Here is a 17,166-nt window from a genome sequence, read left to right on the forward strand (position 1 = left end):
AGGTTTTTTTTCATAATTGCTATATTCTACTTTCCAGTATCACACTTGTCAATACCCACCACCTGAATCCTTACGTTTACTTGAACCACTTATTGAGCAAGCCCTAGTTAGTTAAGTATATTTGTCCATCATACCATAAATGTGCAACGCCCAACGCCCAAGTTCTAGGATGTGCCGATTACTCCATGATTCATGGCATCATTCATCAACGCCGCATTTCTTTCTCGAAATCGCAGTGTGAAAATGCTACCCGTACCCAATTTACTTTGCACAGTCAGGCTACCGCCATGTGCTAAGGCTATAGCTTGCGCTATCGCCAATCCCAATCCCGAGCCGCCAGTAACGCGATCGCGTGAACTGTTAACTCGATAGAAACGATCAAAAATTTGCTTTTGATCTTCTGCTGCAATCCCACACCCTGTATCTTGAACATGAATCACAACTAAATGGTCATTTTTTTCTAAAATAACCGTTACTTTGCCACCAGGTGAAGTGTATTGAATGGCATTGACAATTAAATTAAAAACTAAGCGATAAAGCTGGTTAGAATCACCAATAATAGTCAATGGCTGATGCACCGGCAATTCCGATGTTAGCGCTACCTCTCTGGCGATCGCCATTGCTGCCAATTCCTCGACTAAATCGCTAACCAAGTCATTTAAACAACACAATTGAGGGCGATCGGGTATCGGTTGATTATCCATCCGCGCCAACAGCAACAAATCAGCCACTAACTGAGTCAATCTGCGGTTTTGGCGCTCTACAGTTCGCAAAATTTCCCGCGCTTCTTTTTCATCCAATTCAGACATCAACAGCCCGGATTCTACTGTCGCTTGAGAGGCGGCTAAAGGCGTTCGTAGTTCGTGAGCGGCATCCGCTGTAAACTGTTGAATTTGTCGGTAGGAAGCATAAATTGGTTTCATTGCCAATCCTGCCAGCCACCAACTAGAAAAGCCTACCAAGATTAACGCAGTAGGCAATCCCAACTTTAAAACTAATTTGACTGTACTGAGATAATCGTTGAAGTCTTGCAAGCTCCGCCCCACTTGAAAGTATCCCCAATTTTTCTGATTTTGAGTATGCAGTGATACAGAAATTTGGTGATAAATATTGCCTTTGCTGTCAGTAATGGTTTGCCAGTGTTGTGAGTTAAAAGTCCCTAGCAATTCTTTGGGATAAGCGCCTGCTGTAGCAATCAAATTTCCTGACTTATCAAATAAACGGATATAGTAATAGCTTTGGTTGATAGCGCTTAAAGTATGGCGGCTTGGCAACTGTTCTTTAATGCCGTTAACTCCAATTACGCGGAGGTTGGGCAAAAGTTCATTGACTATTGGTTCCAGGCGTCCGGGCTGCTGCAATTTGATTTCTAGGCTGTCATGTAGCGTTCCCGCTACCGATTCTAATTCCCGGTCTAGGGCTACCCAGTGAGCGTGGGCGATCGCCCTATATACACCAAATCCCAACAAGCTTAAAATCAAACCCATTACTGCTGCATAGGAAATGGCTAATTTCCAGCGAGTCCGATTAAATAGTTTATTTTGATTCATCTTTCCTAATAGGTAATTGGTAAGTGTTAAAGTGTTAATAGGTAATTGGTCAGGACATAACTCTCATTTATTGCAGTAAATTGTTTCAAAAATTGAGCAACAAAAGATAGCACTCTTCCGACTTTTTCAGCTTTTAGCCTTTAAGTAATAGCAAATTTTAAATTGCAATTTTCTCGAATTTATTCAAGTTAATTGCAATTTAAAATCCCTAACTGCCAGCTACCTTTAGTAGGTTTGAATTAAAACTGTACCGAGTGGTACTTCTGCGTTTATTCCCGCCATTTTACCAGAGATAGCGTACATCCAACTCCGACTGTAACCAGGAGTGTGAATGCCCCGCATATCAATCGATATGGTGGTATCAGGAGAAACAGGTTGGGAGAAAACCACTGTCGCTTTTCGGTTATTAACAGAAACTTGAGACTCGATTTTTTGACCAGATTGATTTGTTACGTCAATTCCGCTACGCATTTTCACATCATCCGGTAAATCAATTGTAAGTGCCGAAAGAGGTTTTCCCTGAACGTGAACTTCAAAATGATGAGTAGCACCCTGAAAGCGAGCGCTATTGGGATGGGCTCCGCTGTGAATCAGGTGAGAAATATTAGCATTTCGCATCGCTCCTCCCGCAACAGTAGCGGGGGCATTATATGACAACAAGAAGGTGAATGCAGTGGCGTAAACTAACTTTTTCATGGCGATGCTCCTCAAATAATTAACTCAATGGACTCGGCATTAATGGGTCTAAAAGCCCTGAAATAAATCCAGGTAAGATGTCAGTCGCTTAGGAAATTAACCTCCAAAAGCATTTACCACCGTGGGAGAGTTTGAATATTGGCCGTACCAACTTTACTGTCTGAACTCTGACCCACTTTCTTGGCATAAACGCGGTATATATAATTACGCGGGTAGATGGAAGCCTCAACCTCAAGCATAGAAATTGTCAGCACAGTCCCGGCAACTACAGGTTTGGAGAAAACTACCATTGCTTTTCCACCTTTAACAGAAGTTGTTGCCTCAATCTTTTCACCGGATTGCCTGCTTACTTCAATACCCTTGATTCGCAGTGAGGGCAACTGAATTGATAGTTCTGAAATGGCTTCTCCCTCAACGTGAACGTCAAAATCGTGGAAGGCTCTCCAAGTTGGGTAGTCAGGATAGGAACGGCCTCCGACAATGTGAGGTGATTGGGAATCTCCCGGTATTCCTGTTGCTTTTGCTGCGGAGATAGAAGAGGCAATAATTAGGGCAAATGCTGCACTAATGCTAATTAATTTTTTCACGACTGCACTCCTTGAAAACTAACGTTTGGCTTATTTCTTAGTTTGATACGTATGGATGAAACCAGGATGAAAGATCGGCCGTAACACCTGATTTTTTTATTGATAGCTGCGAACCCGTGCTATACCGAGGAGAATGTCTGTATTGTCGCCAACTAATGTAGCAGTAAGTTGGTACATCCAAGCGTTAGAAACTCCAGAAATTATTACTTTATTCATGGTAATTTTGATTGTGTTTTCGGGAGAAAGAGGTTGGGAGAAGGTTAGTATAACTTGATTGCTGTTGACAGAAACCTTAGTGTCAATTTTTTGACCTGAATCGTCAGATATACTGATATCATCCCTGACAGTTAACCCCGCAGGAACGCTAATTTTTAATTGAGAAATAGCCCTAGTTCCTTGAGGAATGTGTAGCCGGAAAGTATGCCTGACGATTCTTGCCTTAGTTTCCGGAAATTGTACTGAACTATCAATGTGAGGAAAATTCTCGGCGCCTGTTCTGGTGCTCGCATGGACAGCAGGAACTAAAACTGCGGCTGACAGAGCAAATACAGCACCGTAAATGAGTGTTCTCATAGTTTTGACTCTCTAGGAAATTAAGTACAGTACGCCAACCTACTTCAACATTCATATTTGAAGAGTTAGCTTCTTATTAACTAGATTGACAGCTAATTATGAAATCAAGATGAAATATGAACCAGTGAGAGGTGAATTTTAATAGCAAACAAGCGCTTTACTCTCTTACTTGGAAATGAAATGAACCCAGAAATTTCCATCTGCCATACAAACGCGACGGATTAAATCATAGGAATAGTGAAGATAAGCTCCATTGGCATTGTTGTTATACCCGCTAGCAAACCATTCTCCATAAGGATCGTGAACAATCAAGCCAGTTTCGTCATATCCAACTACGGGCAGAATATGACCGAAAGAAGTAAAATAGCCATGTATGACAGTTGGGTTTCCATCTACTAACCAATCTTTAACTTCCTCAAAGGTCGCATTCTCTTTAAAGGTATCTTGAGCACCATACTCTCTGACAATTTTTGCCAAGTCGTAGGGGTTCCAGCGACTGTAACCTTTGTTGAGTGCATATGCGTAGAGTTCGTCCTCAAATTGACCGATCGTGTCCCGGCGCGGTTTGTTGAGGAACTGCAAGCACATTGCCATTGATGTGACATTGCAAGCACCAGTCGGATTATAGTAATTATCCAGTTGGTATTTGTAAGGAAAATTAGCAAGTTGAAAGCTCTTAGGCTTAGTTTTTGGATAAATTACCTTTCCTTCTTGTAAAATTTGGACGTGCGACCTATAGACATACCAGATTTGAGAATTTTTAAAGGAATCTTTTCGCAAAGCTACTCGGATGTGATCGCGAACCATTTCATAAGAGACAAGCTCCAATACTTTCCCCGTTTCAATTTTTTGTTTCTCTGCATCTGATAAATTTAACGCATAGATAGGTCTAGCCTTGAGAACTGTCTCATTAACTATCTTGAGGACAGGAGGTGGAAATTTGAGATCCGATGGCTTGGCTTCAATAAGTTTCTCGGCTGTTTTTGCTCCGATAAATCCTGGTTCATCAGTGCACTGAATCAGCTTGTGAAATCGATTGAGAGCCGCAGTAGAGACTGGACTAAAGATGCCGTTGGCTGGAGGGTCTAGCAAACCTAAGTCGATGAGACGAATTTGGATTTGGCGAGTTAGCTCTTTATCGGCAGCGATCGCCTTTACATCCACTTTCTTATTGGTTCCTACAATGTTTTGGAGTTTCATAATTAATTTATTGAATATTGGAACTAAATGTTAAACCCATTTCCCCATTTTCGATCGCCTCGCCCCCACGGATGTTGCGTAAATCCAGATTAAATTCCCAGAATGTACTGACTGTAATTCTTGGGTAAAAGTTTTTGCAACAGGTAAATAATCCCAAAACAAACTAGCAAATCTACCGTCACTAAAACTCCGAGCTTGAGCAGTGGCTCGGCAGAATACATAAATTTATAAGACGCTAAATTAACATAGTTTACTACCATCACATCTAGCAGGTATATAGGAAAGGAGTAAGCCGCCAATATTTTGACTAATTTCGATAGTTTACTGGGAAGTATGATGCTTTGAGAAAATGCCAATATCGACAGTACGAACCAAATTGCGTATCCTTGAGTAGATAGTTTAAAAAACGATCGGGCAAACCAGGCATCCGAATTCACTTCACTGAGTAGGTAAAATTCCCAAATACTCGCTAGATAGAACAAGATAGTTGCTGCTAAAATAAGCATTCTTTGGCGCTGAAGGTATCCTTGAATGTTGTCATAGCAACTGCCAAGAACTAAACCAGTGGAAAACGGCAAAATCCAACTAAAAATCCAGCGCTCTATCAGCGGTATAGGTATGGAAGGTAAGTATTTGAAAGCAACTAAGTAAAAGACTATGGTAAAAGCTATTTGAATGGTGAAACCCAAAGCCAAAACTTTTCGGGGCTCAAAAAATTTTAATTTAACTAGAATCCACCACCACAAATAGCATTGAACAATCACAACTATAAAGTAATAGGGGGGCAGCACAGAACCTGTCAGCACATCTCTAACTAATCCAAGTAAATCAAATCGTTTGAGGTTGCCCAAATTATTTAAAATGTAGAAGGCTACTGACCAAAAAAGATAGGGCGGTATAATTCTCGACAGCCTTTTCTTTAATATCAGCGTCGGGTTATTTTGATTTTCAAGCTTGTTGGTAAGAAAAAAACCGCTGATCAGTAAAAATGCAGGTACGCAGAAAAGCTGGAGTGTATCGATCGAAATAAATAGAATTCTGCGATCGGGTAATGACAAAAAACCAGCATGAATAATCACAACACTGACGATCGCCAAAGCTCTGATTAAATCGAATTCAGCAAACCTAGTAGATGCTTTTTGCATTGTAAAAACAGGGGTAGTGATGGTAGCCACACTCGGCTGCAAACGATATTTGTCAAGGGTTTCAGTCTTAAGTTGACACCTGCGGGCAGTGACGTATCCCTACTACTTGGCGGGTGCAACACCAGAAACGTTACATTCTGATTAGACAGCGTTTAACCGCGCTCAACTTAAGGTTTACATTCCTAAATGAAATCAGGATGAAAATTTTAATATTGATGCGACTTATAGTGCAGGTAAATAGCTCATCTCTGACAGCAATCCGGTATGCTATCATAAAATTGCCGAATTACCCTACTGTGAAAATGACAGAATGAAACTTATAAAAATGAGCGAGCAAAAATTAAAAAACCCAATTCTCCTATGGATGGGTATGGGGATAGCAATGCTGGCGTGTTGCCTTGTGCCTATGGCTGCTTTCTTCTTTCTAAACGGAAGTTGGCGGGCATTAGTTGGTCACGACAACAAACAGCCCGCCAGCAACCCGTCAACCAGTCAACCGCAGATTCAACCTACTAAAAAGTCTACCGAGTGAAGGTGAATCGACCGTCTACCTTTTGACCGTTAATATCAGCAGTAATCTTCATCTGATACTGACCTACAACTTTTCCAGGCAGGAAAGCTGTATAGTGCTGGTCTTTCTGGTCATAAGTGAAGGTAACAGTCTTTTGAGTGCGATCGGGCATCTGAATTTGACCGGTTATCTTCGCATTAGGTATTGTCTGGTGGTTGTCGCCTCTTTGCAAATAGAAATCCAGGTGAGTTTGAGTGGCTTCTTTCTCGACCACCAACTCTAAATGATAAGGCCCTGATTCAACGACTTGACCGCCTTTGTTTTGAGCGGCGGCTATCTCTGTTCTTGTAATGGGTTTTGAAGACGAGACGGCAGAACTGTTGGCTGAAGTAGCAGCTTGGCTGTTGTTACTTCCAACTCCCAAAAATATTAGCCCCACAGTACCCAGAATAATTAAACCTGACTTTACTGTTTTCATGGTCTTTCCTCGTTTGATTAGGGATTTTGTACTCTTATAAATTTCCGAGCATTGACTTTCATTAATGCTAGAGCATCTAAATGATTATTCCTTCTATTCCTCGCTCAACCGGATAATCTTGGTAATTTAGACTATTCATTTTGCGAGAAAGCTGTGCTGCTTATCCTGTGTTTAAATCATTTTAGGGGATTTCCGATCAATTGTAAGAAAACTTGCATTCTATTGATTGAAGCTAAAACGACCGTCAACTTTTTCTCCGTTAATATCCGCAGTCACTTTCACGGGATAACTTCCTGCATCTTTGCCTGGAAATACAACGGCGTAATGTTTGCCATCAGCATCGTATTTGAAGTCCAGCGTTTGCTGCTCTCCATTCGGAGACTGCACTTGTGCCGTCACTTTTGCATTAGGAATCGGTTCGTGGGTATCGCCTTTTTGCAAATAAAGATCTAAGTGAGTTCCGCTATCCTCTTTCAGAGTTAAAAGTTCTAGGTGGTAAGGTCCAGACTCGACAACTTGACCTCCTTTAGATGGTTTGGGAGGTTCTGTTTTAGCAGATGCTGCAGGAGAAGCGGCCGAACTGGAAGTATTAGGTTGAGAGGCAACAGGAGCGGATGTTGGGCTGCTGTTTGGGCCGGTTCCTTGGTCGCTTTTGCTGCAAGCTCCCAAAAACAGCAATCCGACACTGCCTAGAATAACTAAGCTTGACTTGAGCGCTTTCATTCGATTTATTTTTTGGGTACAATAATTAGAATATGACACCCAAAAATGAAATCTGGATGAAATCTTCAGACTTTCATACAGGTATTCGGATCGTGACCTCGGAAATTCAATATTTTTATCATTTTTAATCTTTCCCCCCCTTGACTCTATAGCCGACTTGAGGGTTTATGCTATATATAGTTTCCCAAAGAAACTTTTCGATCCTAGATTCCCCGGTAAAAATTCATGATTAAAGCAACTCAGACTAAACGCTTCACTCTTGCAGCTTTGACGGCAGTTCTCCTGACAGCAGGTACAGCCGCGGTTGTCTTTGCCGCCGGCCCCTGTACTACTCCTACTCCTGACTGCCCTCAAGCTAATTGCGATAAATAATCCTTATTTTCCCCGGTGTGTAGATTACCTCACGGATTTTTAACAGGGATAAGCAAGAGAATATCCGACAGCAGCACGATCTCAATTTTGAGTGACTGCTGCTTTTTTTTTCAATATTATTTTGGACAAGATAGAGTATTTTATCGAAAAATTGGATGACTATAACCACTACACAAAACTGAAAGTGGCTATCACTATAATGATTGGGTTCAAACTTGCCTAAAACTGCTATGAAAAAATTTGGAACAGAATCCTTAGAACAGCAGCTACTAAAAAGTCGTTCAACAATTATACTTACTCACATCAAATCTGGTAGCTAGTTTTCTAATTGCTCTTTTACCCTGCTTCTCGAATAGTGCGATCTTGCTTGTGTGCACACTACATATAGTGTGCACACAAGTAAGTGCTGAGATAGTATAACACCCTGGCGGGGTGACAACCCCGCCAACTGTAATCGACAATTAAAGGGACGGCGATGGAGAAACTAATGATGATGCCAAGAAGTAAATACTGATTAGCGATCTCTCAAAATTTTGATGGTTTACTCCATGCGATCGAGGATGTCTTACGCCTTGCGTCCGGCGCAGCCTTGGCGGTTGCTATAATTGTTTGCGTAAATTGAACGCGAGACAGGATACTTCTATTGTTAAAGAAATAATCATCGCGCTCGCAGCCGCAATTGCACCCGATGCCCCAAGCTGAACTGCACCGAACGCAACTAAAAGCAATATAGTCGTGCCAATCCAAGTTGCATAATTCAGACCTTTGGTTTGACCTGCCCCGACCAAAAAACCTTGAGTAGCATTTTGCACCGCCACCAGAAGGGGTACAAACGCGCACAACAGCAATACGGGACGGATACTCTCAACCAGGGCTTCATCGTTGCCGATAAAACTTTGCACAACCTGCAACCCAAATGGCGTTGTACTACCTAAAAACAACAGTAGCGAACAAAATCCACCCACACTGAGAGCAAATGCAATTAATTGGCGATCGCTCACTCGATCTCGATTTTTGATAATCACCTGTTGCACCATGCGAGTCGCATTGGCAATCACCAAAACCAATCCCCAAGCCGCAGGCCAAGCCGCCAATGCAATATTAGCGTCTTGGGCGCGGGCAATAATTCCCACCAGGACAGCACGTCCACCCCAGACTACTAACATTGAAGAGCCTAAAGGCCAGTAGAAATTCCACACACTTTTGAGATTGGTGGGTAGCTTTAACTCAGAATCAATGGGTCGAGGCAGACGAGTGGCTCCTAGCCGGTGCGCCGCAATGGTTACAACCAGCGCCTCTGAGAGAACCCCCGCGATCAAAGCAGTCCCCGCCAGCACTGCGCCTGACATTTTCAACACAAATCCGCCCCATAACGTTAGGGCTACAATTAACAAACGAACCATGCTAGCTTTGGCAACCGCCTGAGAATGACCTGTGTGGATGAGCAATCCTTGAAAATAACGCCGCCACGCGATCGCCAAAGGCCAGAGAAACATTAACGTCAACACAGTCTGCACCGTCTGCCGCAATTGGGGTGGAATTCCTAACAGCGTCCCCCCCAGCGTGGCGAAAATAAACGGCAGCGTCAGCAGCAACAGTAACGCACTCAGTCCGCCGCCTGCTAAAAGCGTAAATCGCCACAAGGCGCGACGCGATCGCCCATTCGGTGCAAGGGCATTCGAGGCGTGCAGAATCATAATAATCGGACTTTCAAAAAAGACCGCGAGGGCTTTGGCAATGCCCACGGCTGCCAAATTCACCCGTGCATCGGGTAAATGAGCTAGGGCAGCCGTCATCATCGGATCGCCAAAAGCCATTGCCACATCGCTGAGGGAGAGGGGAATAAATTGCCGCCATAAATCTAGCAGACCGATTTTAGACGGACTTGGAGAAGCCTTTAAGGTCATTGTTTATACAGGTTGTTGCTGTCGCACGAGGGTAAGAGGGACGCTTTGAAGGGCGTTAATTGTAGCGGTGAGGGCTTTTTGTTCCAAGATTTCAATCCCTTGCTCGGACAGCCATTCTGGATTGTAGACTGTTTCGAGATAGCGATCGCCCCGATCCGGGTTCAACAGTACCATGCGTTGAGAATGGCGATGCTGCTGGCTGTAAGCTAGGGCAGCGGCAACGATAGCGCCTGTGGATGCTCCTAACAACAAGCCTTCTCGACGTGCCAGGGCATGACAAACAGAAAAGGCAATGCGATCGTTCACAGAATACGCTGCATCCAGTGCCATTGGATCAAAATTGGGCGGTACAAAAGATAACCCCAATCCTGTCATTTTATAGGGGTGAGACGGCGTGCCAAAAATAGCCGAACCTGCCACATCTACGCCGACAATTCGAGTTTGGGGATGACGCTGTTTAAAATATCGGCTAATTCCCGCCAATTGTCCCGCCGTACTAACGCCAATAACGATAACATCTGGTGCTACGGGAAAAGCCTGTTCGATTTCGCGAGCAGTAAATTGCTCGTGGGCAGTTGGGTTTTCGGGATTGCGGTGCTGGCAAGGATACCAGGCACCAGGAATGGTTTCGGCGAGTTCTTTGGCTTTTTTCATCCTCGCAACTTGCATCGATCCATTGGCATCTGCCGCACTCAGGGGGACATCTACCAATTCTGCTCCATAGGCAGCCAGCATTCGCCGAATCGGGGGCGGTGTTTTACCATCGATGACAATCATCACGCGATAGCCTCGCGCTGCACCAATCATTGCTAAACCAATGCCGAAATTACCCGAACTAGATTCAACAATTGTGCCGCCGGGGGCGAGTAACCTGGTACGTTCTGCGTGTTGAACCAGACATACAGCATTTTTCTCTTTAATGCTGCCACCGGGATTACAGGATTCTAATTTGAGATAAAATTCGTGATGCTGACAGAGTTCGCTCACGCGATTGAGACGAACAATGGGAACCTTTCCAATTGCCTGGGTGATATCGCCAGCTAGGGATGATTTCAGCGCTGTTTGTAGAAGTTGAATCATTGATTTAGATCCTTCAAAATACACGGTAGTTAGTCCTGGTCATCTATCTTGCTTGCCTGCGGAAAACTTTAGTATCCGAGCGCGAGATCATGCTTATCAATAAGCCAGAAGCCCTCTTTGCCTAATTACAAGCTTGCAACGCCACAATCAGGGTAAACGCATCTAATTTCTAAATTCCCATGTATAGCTTCTGAGTAGAGACAAAAGCGCTATAGGTGGAAAATTAGATCCTTCAAAATACACGGTAGTTAGTCATGGTCATCTATCTTCCTTGCCTGCGAGAAATTTCAGCATTTGAGCGCGAGATTATGCTCATCAATTAGCCAGAGGGCATCTTTGCCTAATTACAAGCTTGCAACGCCAGAATGAAATTGGGGTGAAATAAGTCAGGTTCATTGATTTAAAAAATTATAGGAAAGAGCGCAGGTATAAGTGGTTTTTATATTTCAGGGATAAGCAAGAGAATATCCGACAGCAGCAGTAACTCAAAACAGAGTTACTGCTGCTTTTTGAGTCACTAGAATTATGGACAAAATAAAATATTTTATCCGCCCAAATTGGGTAAGTATAAACAGCACAAAAAAGTGAAACTGGCTATCGCTATAATGATAGGGTTCCAATTTACCTAGAACTGCTATGACAAAATTTGAAACAGAATGCCTAGAACAGCACCTACTAAAAATAGGAAAACTAGCAAAGCAAACTGGTGTTACTGTAGGCACCCTGCGATACTATGAAAGCCTAGGGTTACTGGAACCTGCCTTACGCAACAGTAGCGGTTATCGTTACTACACAGCCGATGCTGCCAGACAAGTGCAATTTATCAAGAAAGCTCAAAGACTCAACTTTTCTCTTCAAGAAATTCAGCAAATTTTGGCCTCTCGCCGTCAAGGAATAACAGCTTGTCCGCTAGTGCAAGACTTATTAAGTCGCAAAATAGATTTCTTTGAGGAGGAAATTCAGCGCATGAGTGCGTTCAAAGCTGAGTTGGAAGCTTATAAAAAACTTTGGACAAATCGAACTTCAGACAATCCCGATAGCGAGGAACTTTGCACTTTGATTGAGGGAGTTAAGTAGGATTGATCAGTTCGCTATTTCAGCTTTAATTACCTTCCCGTCTTCAATAACTGGCTGAGGTTGTTGAGGTCGTAAAATTTTACCAAATTTAGCATACAAAGCTGGCAAAACTAACAGAGTCAAGGCAGTAGAAGTAAACAATCCTCCTAAAACTACTACTGACAAAGGTTGCAAAATTTCCTTTCCGGGGCCGCCTTCTAAGACTAAAGGTGCTAAACCTAAAGCTGAAGTTGAAGCCGTCATCAAAATAGCATTGAGCCGTTCCATCGAGCCTTTAATAATTGCTTCCTTAAAAGGCATTCCCTCGGCAAATTTAGTGTTGTAGTTGTCTACTAATAACAAGCCATTGCGGGTGGCAACGCCAAATAAAGTGACAAAACCCACTAAAGAAGCTACAGAGATGATGCCGCCAGTCAAAGCTACAGAAATTACTCCTCCCACTAATCCGAGCGGTAAATTAATCATAATCATCGCAGTTGAAGGAATTGACTTGACGGACAAGTACATCAATACTGTAATTACAAGAAAAGAGATCGCACTAAATATCATAATATTTTGGGAAGCTCTTTGTTCTGCTTCAAATTGACCGCCGTACTGGATAAAATAGCCAAAAGGCAACTGTACCTCTCGTTTGACTTTAGCTTGAATTTCATTCACAACCGATCGCAAATCTCGACCTTTAGCATTAGCCGCTGCCACAATCAACCGAGAAACATTCTCGCGGTTAATCGTATTTGGGCCAGTACCGTATTTTACAGTAGCAACTTGGGCGAGGGGAATCTTGTTGCCACTTGGAGTATCAACCAACAAATTCTGAATAGTTTCTAAGTTATTTCGGGCTTCAGGCTGCAACCAAACAACTAAGTCAAAAGTTTGCTGCACCTCCAAAACTTGAGAAACAACTTTGCCGTTTAAAGCTGTCTCAATTAATTCAGAAAGCTCTCCAATTTTTAAACCGTATCTACCCGCAGCTTGACGGTTAAAATTAATTTGAATTTGTTGCACTGGCACCTGGGGTTCGAGTTGCAAGTCTACAATTCCTTCAACAGTTTTCATTTGCTCTTCAACTTTGGCACCGATGCTGCGAAGCTGATCCAAATCCGGGCCAAAGATTTTGACAGCAATCTGACTTCTGACACCAGATAAAACCTCATCCATCCGGTGAGAAATAAAACCGCCGATATTTGGTGCAACTCCCGGCAATTTAGCAAATTCCTGCCGCAACGCCTCCAAAGTTTTCGGCCTGTGTTCCATGCCCTCCTCGCTCAAACCGATATCAATGTGAGCTAAATTGACTCCCGCAGCATCAGCATCTCCCGGAGCTCTGCCCGATCGCACTTGCACGTATTCAAACCTGGTATCATCCTTAAGTGCATCTTCGATCGCAAAAGCCGCGCTATCTGTTGTTTCCAAAGACACCCCCGGATAAAGCAGAATAGTATTTACCAAAGTTTGCTCCTGAAACTCGGGTAAAAACACCCGTCCAAAAGATGGCAAAATAATTAATGCAGCCACCATACTAGCAGCAGCTAAAGCTAAAATTATCGCCGAATAGCGCATTGACAATTCTATAAAAAAATGATAGATACGCTTGCAAAATCTCGGCAGCCAAGGTTCCTCGGAACTCATGCGTTTGGCAGGCAACAAGATAGCACAAAGGGCTGGAGATATTAACAGCGATTCCAGACTAGAAATCACCACAACTACCAAATAAGTAATCCCCATCGGCGTAAAAATTCGACCTTCTACACCGGGCAAAGTAAAAATAGGAGAAAACACAACAATCCCAATAACAGTCGCTCCAATTAACGAATCGCGCACCTCTTGACTGCCGTCAAAAATCACATCCATTACCGGACGCGGATTAAGAGAAGACCTATTTTCTCTCAAGTTGCGGTAGGTATTTTCGGCATAGACGATCGCATCGTCGATCGCAGTGCCGATCGCCACCGACAAACCCCCTAAAGTCATCGTATTCAGCCCCAGCCCCAGCCAATACATCGCCAGCAGCGCGAACAGCCAAGTCAGAAAGAAATCCAGCAAAACAACCGCGAGAGTGCGCCAATTCATCAAAAACGGGATCAGGATGATGGTAACAATGATGCTGCCTTCAACTAAAGCCGATCGCACATTCTCCACCGAGGAATTAATATATTCTTCCTGGCGAAAAGTCACAGTAACTTTAATATCTTTTGGCAGAGCTTGCTGCACCTCAGCCATTGCTGCCTCAACCGCTTTAGTTACCGTCGGAGTATCAGCAACGGGCTGTCTGTTTACCATCACAATCACAGCTTTTTTGCCGTTAAAACTGCCATCTCCCCGCTTGATTGCAGCACCAATCTTGACATCAGCGACATCAGCAATTCTGACGGGTGTTCCGTTGCGAGAGGCGATCGCAGATTGCTGCAAATCTTCCACAGACGCAATCCGCCCCACCCCCCGGATTAAAGTTTCTCGATCCGGCGTAATTAAATACCCCCCCGGCGCGTTAACATTCGCAGCCGCTGTCGCTTCGGCAACTTCCTGCAACGACACATTAAAAGCTTTCAACTTTGCAGGTTCTACTAATACTTGATACTGCCTCTGATCGCCGCCGTAAGCCACCACTTGAGCAACGCCAGTCACAGCTAGAAGGCGATTTGTGACTTGCCAATCCACCAGACGGCGCACTTCCATCAAAGGAGTAGTTTCCGAGGTAAAAGCATAGGTAATAACAAGGCCTACCGGTGAAGTTGTCGGAGAAATTTGTGGTGCTTCTACTCCTGCGGGAAGCTTGCTTTGAGCTTGCTGCAACCTTTCTGTTATCAACTGGCGGGCTTGGTAAATTTCAGTTCCCCAATCAAAGATTACCTTAACGGCAGAAAGACCTACAGCGGAAGACGATCGCACTGCTGTCACCCCAGGAGTTCCGTTAATTGCACTTTCGATCGGCAGTGTTACTAAAGACTCGATTTCTTCCGGCGCCAGCCCCGGTGCTTCCGTCTGAATTTCGACTTGCGGGGGTGCAAAAGGAGGAAAGACATCAAGGGACATTTGGGGGATGATATACAATGTCCAAAGACTAACAATAATGGTAGCGATAACAACTAGCCAGCGGCGGTTAATTACCCATCTGAGAATAGTGCTGAACATTTTATTATTTTGGAGTTAATATAGCGGTTCTCAAGCGTGGTGAGGTATGGGGGCGAGTCTTATGCCTATGCCCTATGCCCTATGAGCACCTCATTTTACTGAGAAAGGCTATAGATAGATACTTCTGCAAACTAAATTGCTATATTCACGCAATTGTTTACTTCAAACTCTTGACTTCTTTCTCTTGAGCTTTAACGTGATGGTTGTTATTGTGTAACAGCAGTTCATTGTGCAACGGCGATGCAGAGTCGGAAAAACTATTGTTTCCGGCATTGTTTCCAGAATCCGCTGCTAATGCTGGCAATTTGCGCCGATTTCCCAACAACACGCCGGCTGTGAAAGTCAGGGATGTGATCGCAACTGCTCCCCCTATTCCCGTCCACCAGAAAGAGACGGGTAAATTATTAAAATTAACCTCTGCTACCTTTGGAATTGCCTCTTTCTTTTCCTCGTCTTTTGAGGGCTTGCTGCCGCCCCGCAAAGATTGTGCGTAAAGTTGAGGTGCTCGCTGCGTTACTATCAAATCTCCCTCAAATAAACCACTCTTAACTTCAACTAAATCTCCGGCCGTTTGACCCAGTTCAATTTCAACAGCTTGATAAGCATTGCCATTTTGGACGTAAACAGTTTTTTTACCGCTAACATCCACTACCGCAGCACTCGGAATTGCTAAAATATTTGTGGCAGTTTTGTCTGTTAAAATCTCCAACTCAGCAAACAGTCCTGGCTTTAATTCGCCGTTAATATTATCTATTTCTGCTTTCACCGGCACAACCCGCGTTTCTCCTTCGACGGATGACCCAATGAAGGCGATTTTTCCATTGAAAATGCGATCGGGTAAATTAGCGACTTTTACCCTGACTACCTGACCCTGTTTTACTTTATTCAGGTCTTTTTCGTAAATATTGGCTGTGGCAAAAACGCGGCTGTCATTTAACAGACTCATCAACGGTTTTTCAGCGTTTACTGACTCTCCTAGAGTGATTTCGCGATCGGCTACCGTCCCGGAAATCGGAGCAACTACGGTAACGAGTCCTCGATCGTTGGCAGCAGTTCCTAATTGTTGCAGCCGCGCTTGATAGGGTGCGTCAGCCAAACGAATGCGCGACTGAGCAACTTGGACGGCAGTTTTGCCGCGTTTAACTTGGTTCTCGGCTTCTAGGACTTCCCGGCGGCTCTGAGCTCTGGTAAGTTGAGCTTTTGCTTCTGCAACCATGCCTTGAGATTCCCGCAATTCCCGCATTGGGAGGTCTACTTCGGCTTGTTTAATTTCGGTTTGAGCTTGGATAACTTCAGGACGGCTTTTTGCCTTAGCAACAGTGGCTTGTGCTTCGGCGAAGTGCGCTTGCGATTCCAGCATTGTGCGCCGCGCGATCGCCCCTGATGCCGCTAATTCTTTGTCGCGCTCAAACTGTTCTTTAGCAACAGTTAATTCTGTTTCTGCCCGCGCTATTTCGGCTTGCGCTATTTCAACTTGGCGCTGATAGTTTTCTTTAGCGGCTTGCACAACTGAACGCTTGTTTACTAATTCTTGTTCTTGCTGGTACTGCTTAGTTGCCGCCGTCAATTGGGTTTTGGCTTGGGCGATTTCTGCTGCGGATATTTGAAGTTGGCGATCGTAATTTTCTCGTGCTAGTTTTAAATCTCCTTGTGCTTGCTGCAAATCTGCCTCAGCTTCGGCACGTTTCGAGAGAGATTCAACCCGCAATTGTCCTAATTCTGAACTCGATAAAACCGCAACCAGTTGACCTTTTGATACTTTGTCCCCAGGCTTAACCAGCAACTCTACTACTTTGCCAGCAACCGGAGCCGTAACTTCTACTTTTTCGTTGGGTAAAGTTTCAATTTGTCCTGTGGTTTTGATGCCGATATCTAGTCGCTGGCGAGCGGCAGGGGAGACTTTAATTCCTAATCGTTTTGCTGTTTCGGCATCGACAGAAATAGCAGTAGGAGTTTCAGTTGTTTCGCCACTGTGCTTAAATTCATCTCCGTGTCCCGCGTGGGCAAAAACGGGGGTGGACTCGATGAATAACAAAAGAGTCAGGAGTATTCCCGAAAAGTGAACTATGGGTGCTGAGGAGCGGACACGGCGGTAGTATTGCATGATTGAGTAGGGGAGAATCTGAACTCAAAGA

15 protein-coding genes are annotated in these 17,166 nt (G+C 44.0%); 3 read left to right on the forward strand and 12 right to left on the reverse strand.

Translation table 11 applies throughout. The features are described from left to right. Nucleotides 1-164: 164 nt before the first annotated feature. From rppB to QUA43_RS16585, 6 genes are all read right to left on the reverse strand, one after another. Nucleotides 165-1,550 (reverse strand): two-component system sensor histidine kinase RppB, encoded by a 1,386-nt coding sequence (gene rppB, locus QUA43_RS16560; RefSeq protein WP_333142750.1) that lies wholly within the window; start codon nt 1,548-1,550, stop codon nt 165-167. Between the two features lie 225 nt (nt 1,551-1,775). Beyond that, nucleotides 1,776-2,246, reverse strand: a complete 471-nt coding sequence (locus QUA43_RS16565) for a DUF2808 domain-containing protein (protein ID WP_333142751.1) — start codon at nt 2,244-2,246, stop codon at nt 1,776-1,778. A gap of 113 nt (nt 2,247-2,359) precedes the next feature. Next, the gene (locus QUA43_RS16570; RefSeq protein ID WP_333142752.1) at nt 2,360-2,833 is read right to left on the reverse strand and encodes a hypothetical protein; all 474 of its coding nucleotides are present in this window, start codon (nt 2,831-2,833) and stop codon (nt 2,360-2,362) included. 96 nt (nt 2,834-2,929) lie between these two features. Next, entirely contained in the window at nt 2,930-3,406 is a 477-nt protein-coding gene (locus QUA43_RS16575) for a DUF2808 domain-containing protein (protein ID WP_333142753.1), read from the reverse strand. A 165-nt stretch (nt 3,407-3,571) separates the two neighbouring features. Beyond that, a complete protein-coding gene (locus QUA43_RS16580; protein ID WP_333142754.1) occupies nt 3,572-4,606 on the reverse strand; it encodes a C39 family peptidase in 1,035 nt (344 codons plus the stop codon). Between the two features lie 89 nt (nt 4,607-4,695). Continuing rightward, a complete protein-coding gene (locus QUA43_RS16585) occupies nt 4,696-5,781 on the reverse strand; it encodes an acyltransferase (protein WP_333292688.1) in 1,086 nt (361 codons plus the stop codon). Between the two features lie 280 nt (nt 5,782-6,061). On the opposite strand from QUA43_RS16585, the gene QUA43_RS16590 reads away from it, so the two are divergent. Continuing rightward, nucleotides 6,062-6,283, forward strand: coding sequence for a hypothetical protein (locus tag QUA43_RS16590; RefSeq protein WP_333142756.1), 222 nt, complete (start codon nt 6,062-6,064; stop codon nt 6,281-6,283). Here the strand turns inward: QUA43_RS16590 and QUA43_RS16595 are convergent. Beyond that, entirely contained in the window at nt 6,273-6,740 is a 468-nt protein-coding gene (locus QUA43_RS16595) for a hypothetical protein (protein WP_333142757.1), read from the reverse strand. The genes QUA43_RS16590 and QUA43_RS16595 overlap by 11 nt on opposite strands. Before the next feature lie 219 nt (nt 6,741-6,959). Beyond that, nucleotides 6,960-7,463 (reverse strand): hypothetical protein, encoded by a 504-nt coding sequence (locus QUA43_RS16600; protein ID WP_333142758.1) that lies wholly within the window; start codon nt 7,461-7,463, stop codon nt 6,960-6,962. A 225-nt stretch (nt 7,464-7,688) separates the two neighbouring features. Between QUA43_RS16600 and QUA43_RS16605 the strand changes: the two genes are divergently transcribed. Then, complete coding sequence (locus QUA43_RS16605) at nt 7,689-7,835, forward strand: hypothetical protein (RefSeq protein ID WP_015211800.1); 147 nt, start codon at nt 7,689-7,691, stop codon at nt 7,833-7,835. A gap of 599 nt (nt 7,836-8,434) precedes the next feature. On the opposite strand, the gene QUA43_RS16610 is transcribed toward QUA43_RS16605, so the two are convergent. After that, entirely contained in the window at nt 8,435-9,742 is a 1,308-nt protein-coding gene (locus tag QUA43_RS16610) for a hypothetical protein (protein WP_333142759.1), read from the reverse strand. 3 nt (nt 9,743-9,745) lie between these two features. Further along, entirely contained in the window at nt 9,746-10,822 is a 1,077-nt protein-coding gene (locus tag QUA43_RS16615) for a cysteine synthase family protein (protein WP_333142760.1), read from the reverse strand. Between the two features lie 636 nt (nt 10,823-11,458). Here QUA43_RS16615 and QUA43_RS16620 point away from each other — a divergent pair. After that, nucleotides 11,459-11,899: a heavy metal-responsive transcriptional regulator gene (locus QUA43_RS16620; protein ID WP_333142761.1), complete on the forward strand. Its 441-nt coding sequence runs from the start codon at nt 11,459-11,461 to the stop codon at nt 11,897-11,899. 6 nt (nt 11,900-11,905) lie between these two features. Here the strand turns inward: QUA43_RS16620 and QUA43_RS16625 are convergent, their stop codons facing one another. Then, nucleotides 11,906-15,031 carry an efflux RND transporter permease subunit gene (locus QUA43_RS16625; protein ID WP_333142762.1) on the reverse strand — a complete coding sequence of 1,042 codons (3,126 nt, stop codon included), beginning with the start codon at nt 15,029-15,031 and terminating at the stop codon, nt 11,906-11,908. 157 nt (nt 15,032-15,188) lie between these two features. Next, a complete protein-coding gene (locus QUA43_RS16630) occupies nt 15,189-17,135 on the reverse strand; it encodes an efflux RND transporter periplasmic adaptor subunit (protein ID WP_333142763.1) in 1,947 nt (648 codons plus the stop codon). Nucleotides 17,136-17,166: the final 31 nt, after the last annotated feature.

This window comes from Microcoleus sp. N9_B4 (assembly GCF_036701635.1).
Classification (GTDB): domain Bacteria; phylum Cyanobacteriota; class Cyanobacteriia; order Cyanobacteriales; family Microcoleaceae; genus Microcoleus.

Bases quoted from the DNA above. Each gene is read 5' to 3' on its own strand.
- rppB (WP_333142750.1), bottom strand. From the start codon at position 1,550: ATGAATCAAAATAAACTATTTAATCGGACTCGCTGGAAATTAGCCATT.
- QUA43_RS16565 (WP_333142751.1), bottom strand. From the start codon at position 2,246: ATGAAAAAGTTAGTTTACGCCACTGCATTCACCTTCTTGTTGTCATAT.
- QUA43_RS16575 (WP_333142753.1), bottom strand. From the start codon at position 3,406: ATGAGAACACTCATTTACGGTGCTGTATTTGCTCTGTCAGCCGCAGTT.
- QUA43_RS16580 (WP_333142754.1), bottom strand. From the start codon at position 4,606: ATGAAACTCCAAAACATTGTAGGAACCAATAAGAAAGTGGATGTAAAG.
- QUA43_RS16590 (WP_333142756.1), top strand. From the start codon at position 6,062: ATGAAACTTATAAAAATGAGCGAGCAAAAATTAAAAAACCCAATTCTC.
- QUA43_RS16595 (WP_333142757.1), bottom strand. From the start codon at position 6,740: ATGAAAACAGTAAAGTCAGGTTTAATTATTCTGGGTACTGTGGGGCTA.
- QUA43_RS16600 (WP_333142758.1), bottom strand. From the start codon at position 7,463: ATGAAAGCGCTCAAGTCAAGCTTAGTTATTCTAGGCAGTGTCGGATTG.
- QUA43_RS16605 (WP_015211800.1), top strand. From the start codon at position 7,689: ATGATTAAAGCAACTCAGACTAAACGCTTCACTCTTGCAGCTTTGACG.
- QUA43_RS16610 (WP_333142759.1), bottom strand. From the start codon at position 9,742: ATGACCTTAAAGGCTTCTCCAAGTCCGTCTAAAATCGGTCTGCTAGAT.
- QUA43_RS16615 (WP_333142760.1), bottom strand. From the start codon at position 10,822: ATGATTCAACTTCTACAAACAGCGCTGAAATCATCCCTAGCTGGCGAT.
- QUA43_RS16620 (WP_333142761.1), top strand. From the start codon at position 11,459: ATGACAAAATTTGAAACAGAATGCCTAGAACAGCACCTACTAAAAATA.
- QUA43_RS16625 (WP_333142762.1), bottom strand. From the start codon at position 15,031: ATGTTCAGCACTATTCTCAGATGGGTAATTAACCGCCGCTGGCTAGTT.
- QUA43_RS16630 (WP_333142763.1), bottom strand. From the start codon at position 17,135: ATGCAATACTACCGCCGTGTCCGCTCCTCAGCACCCATAGTTCACTTT.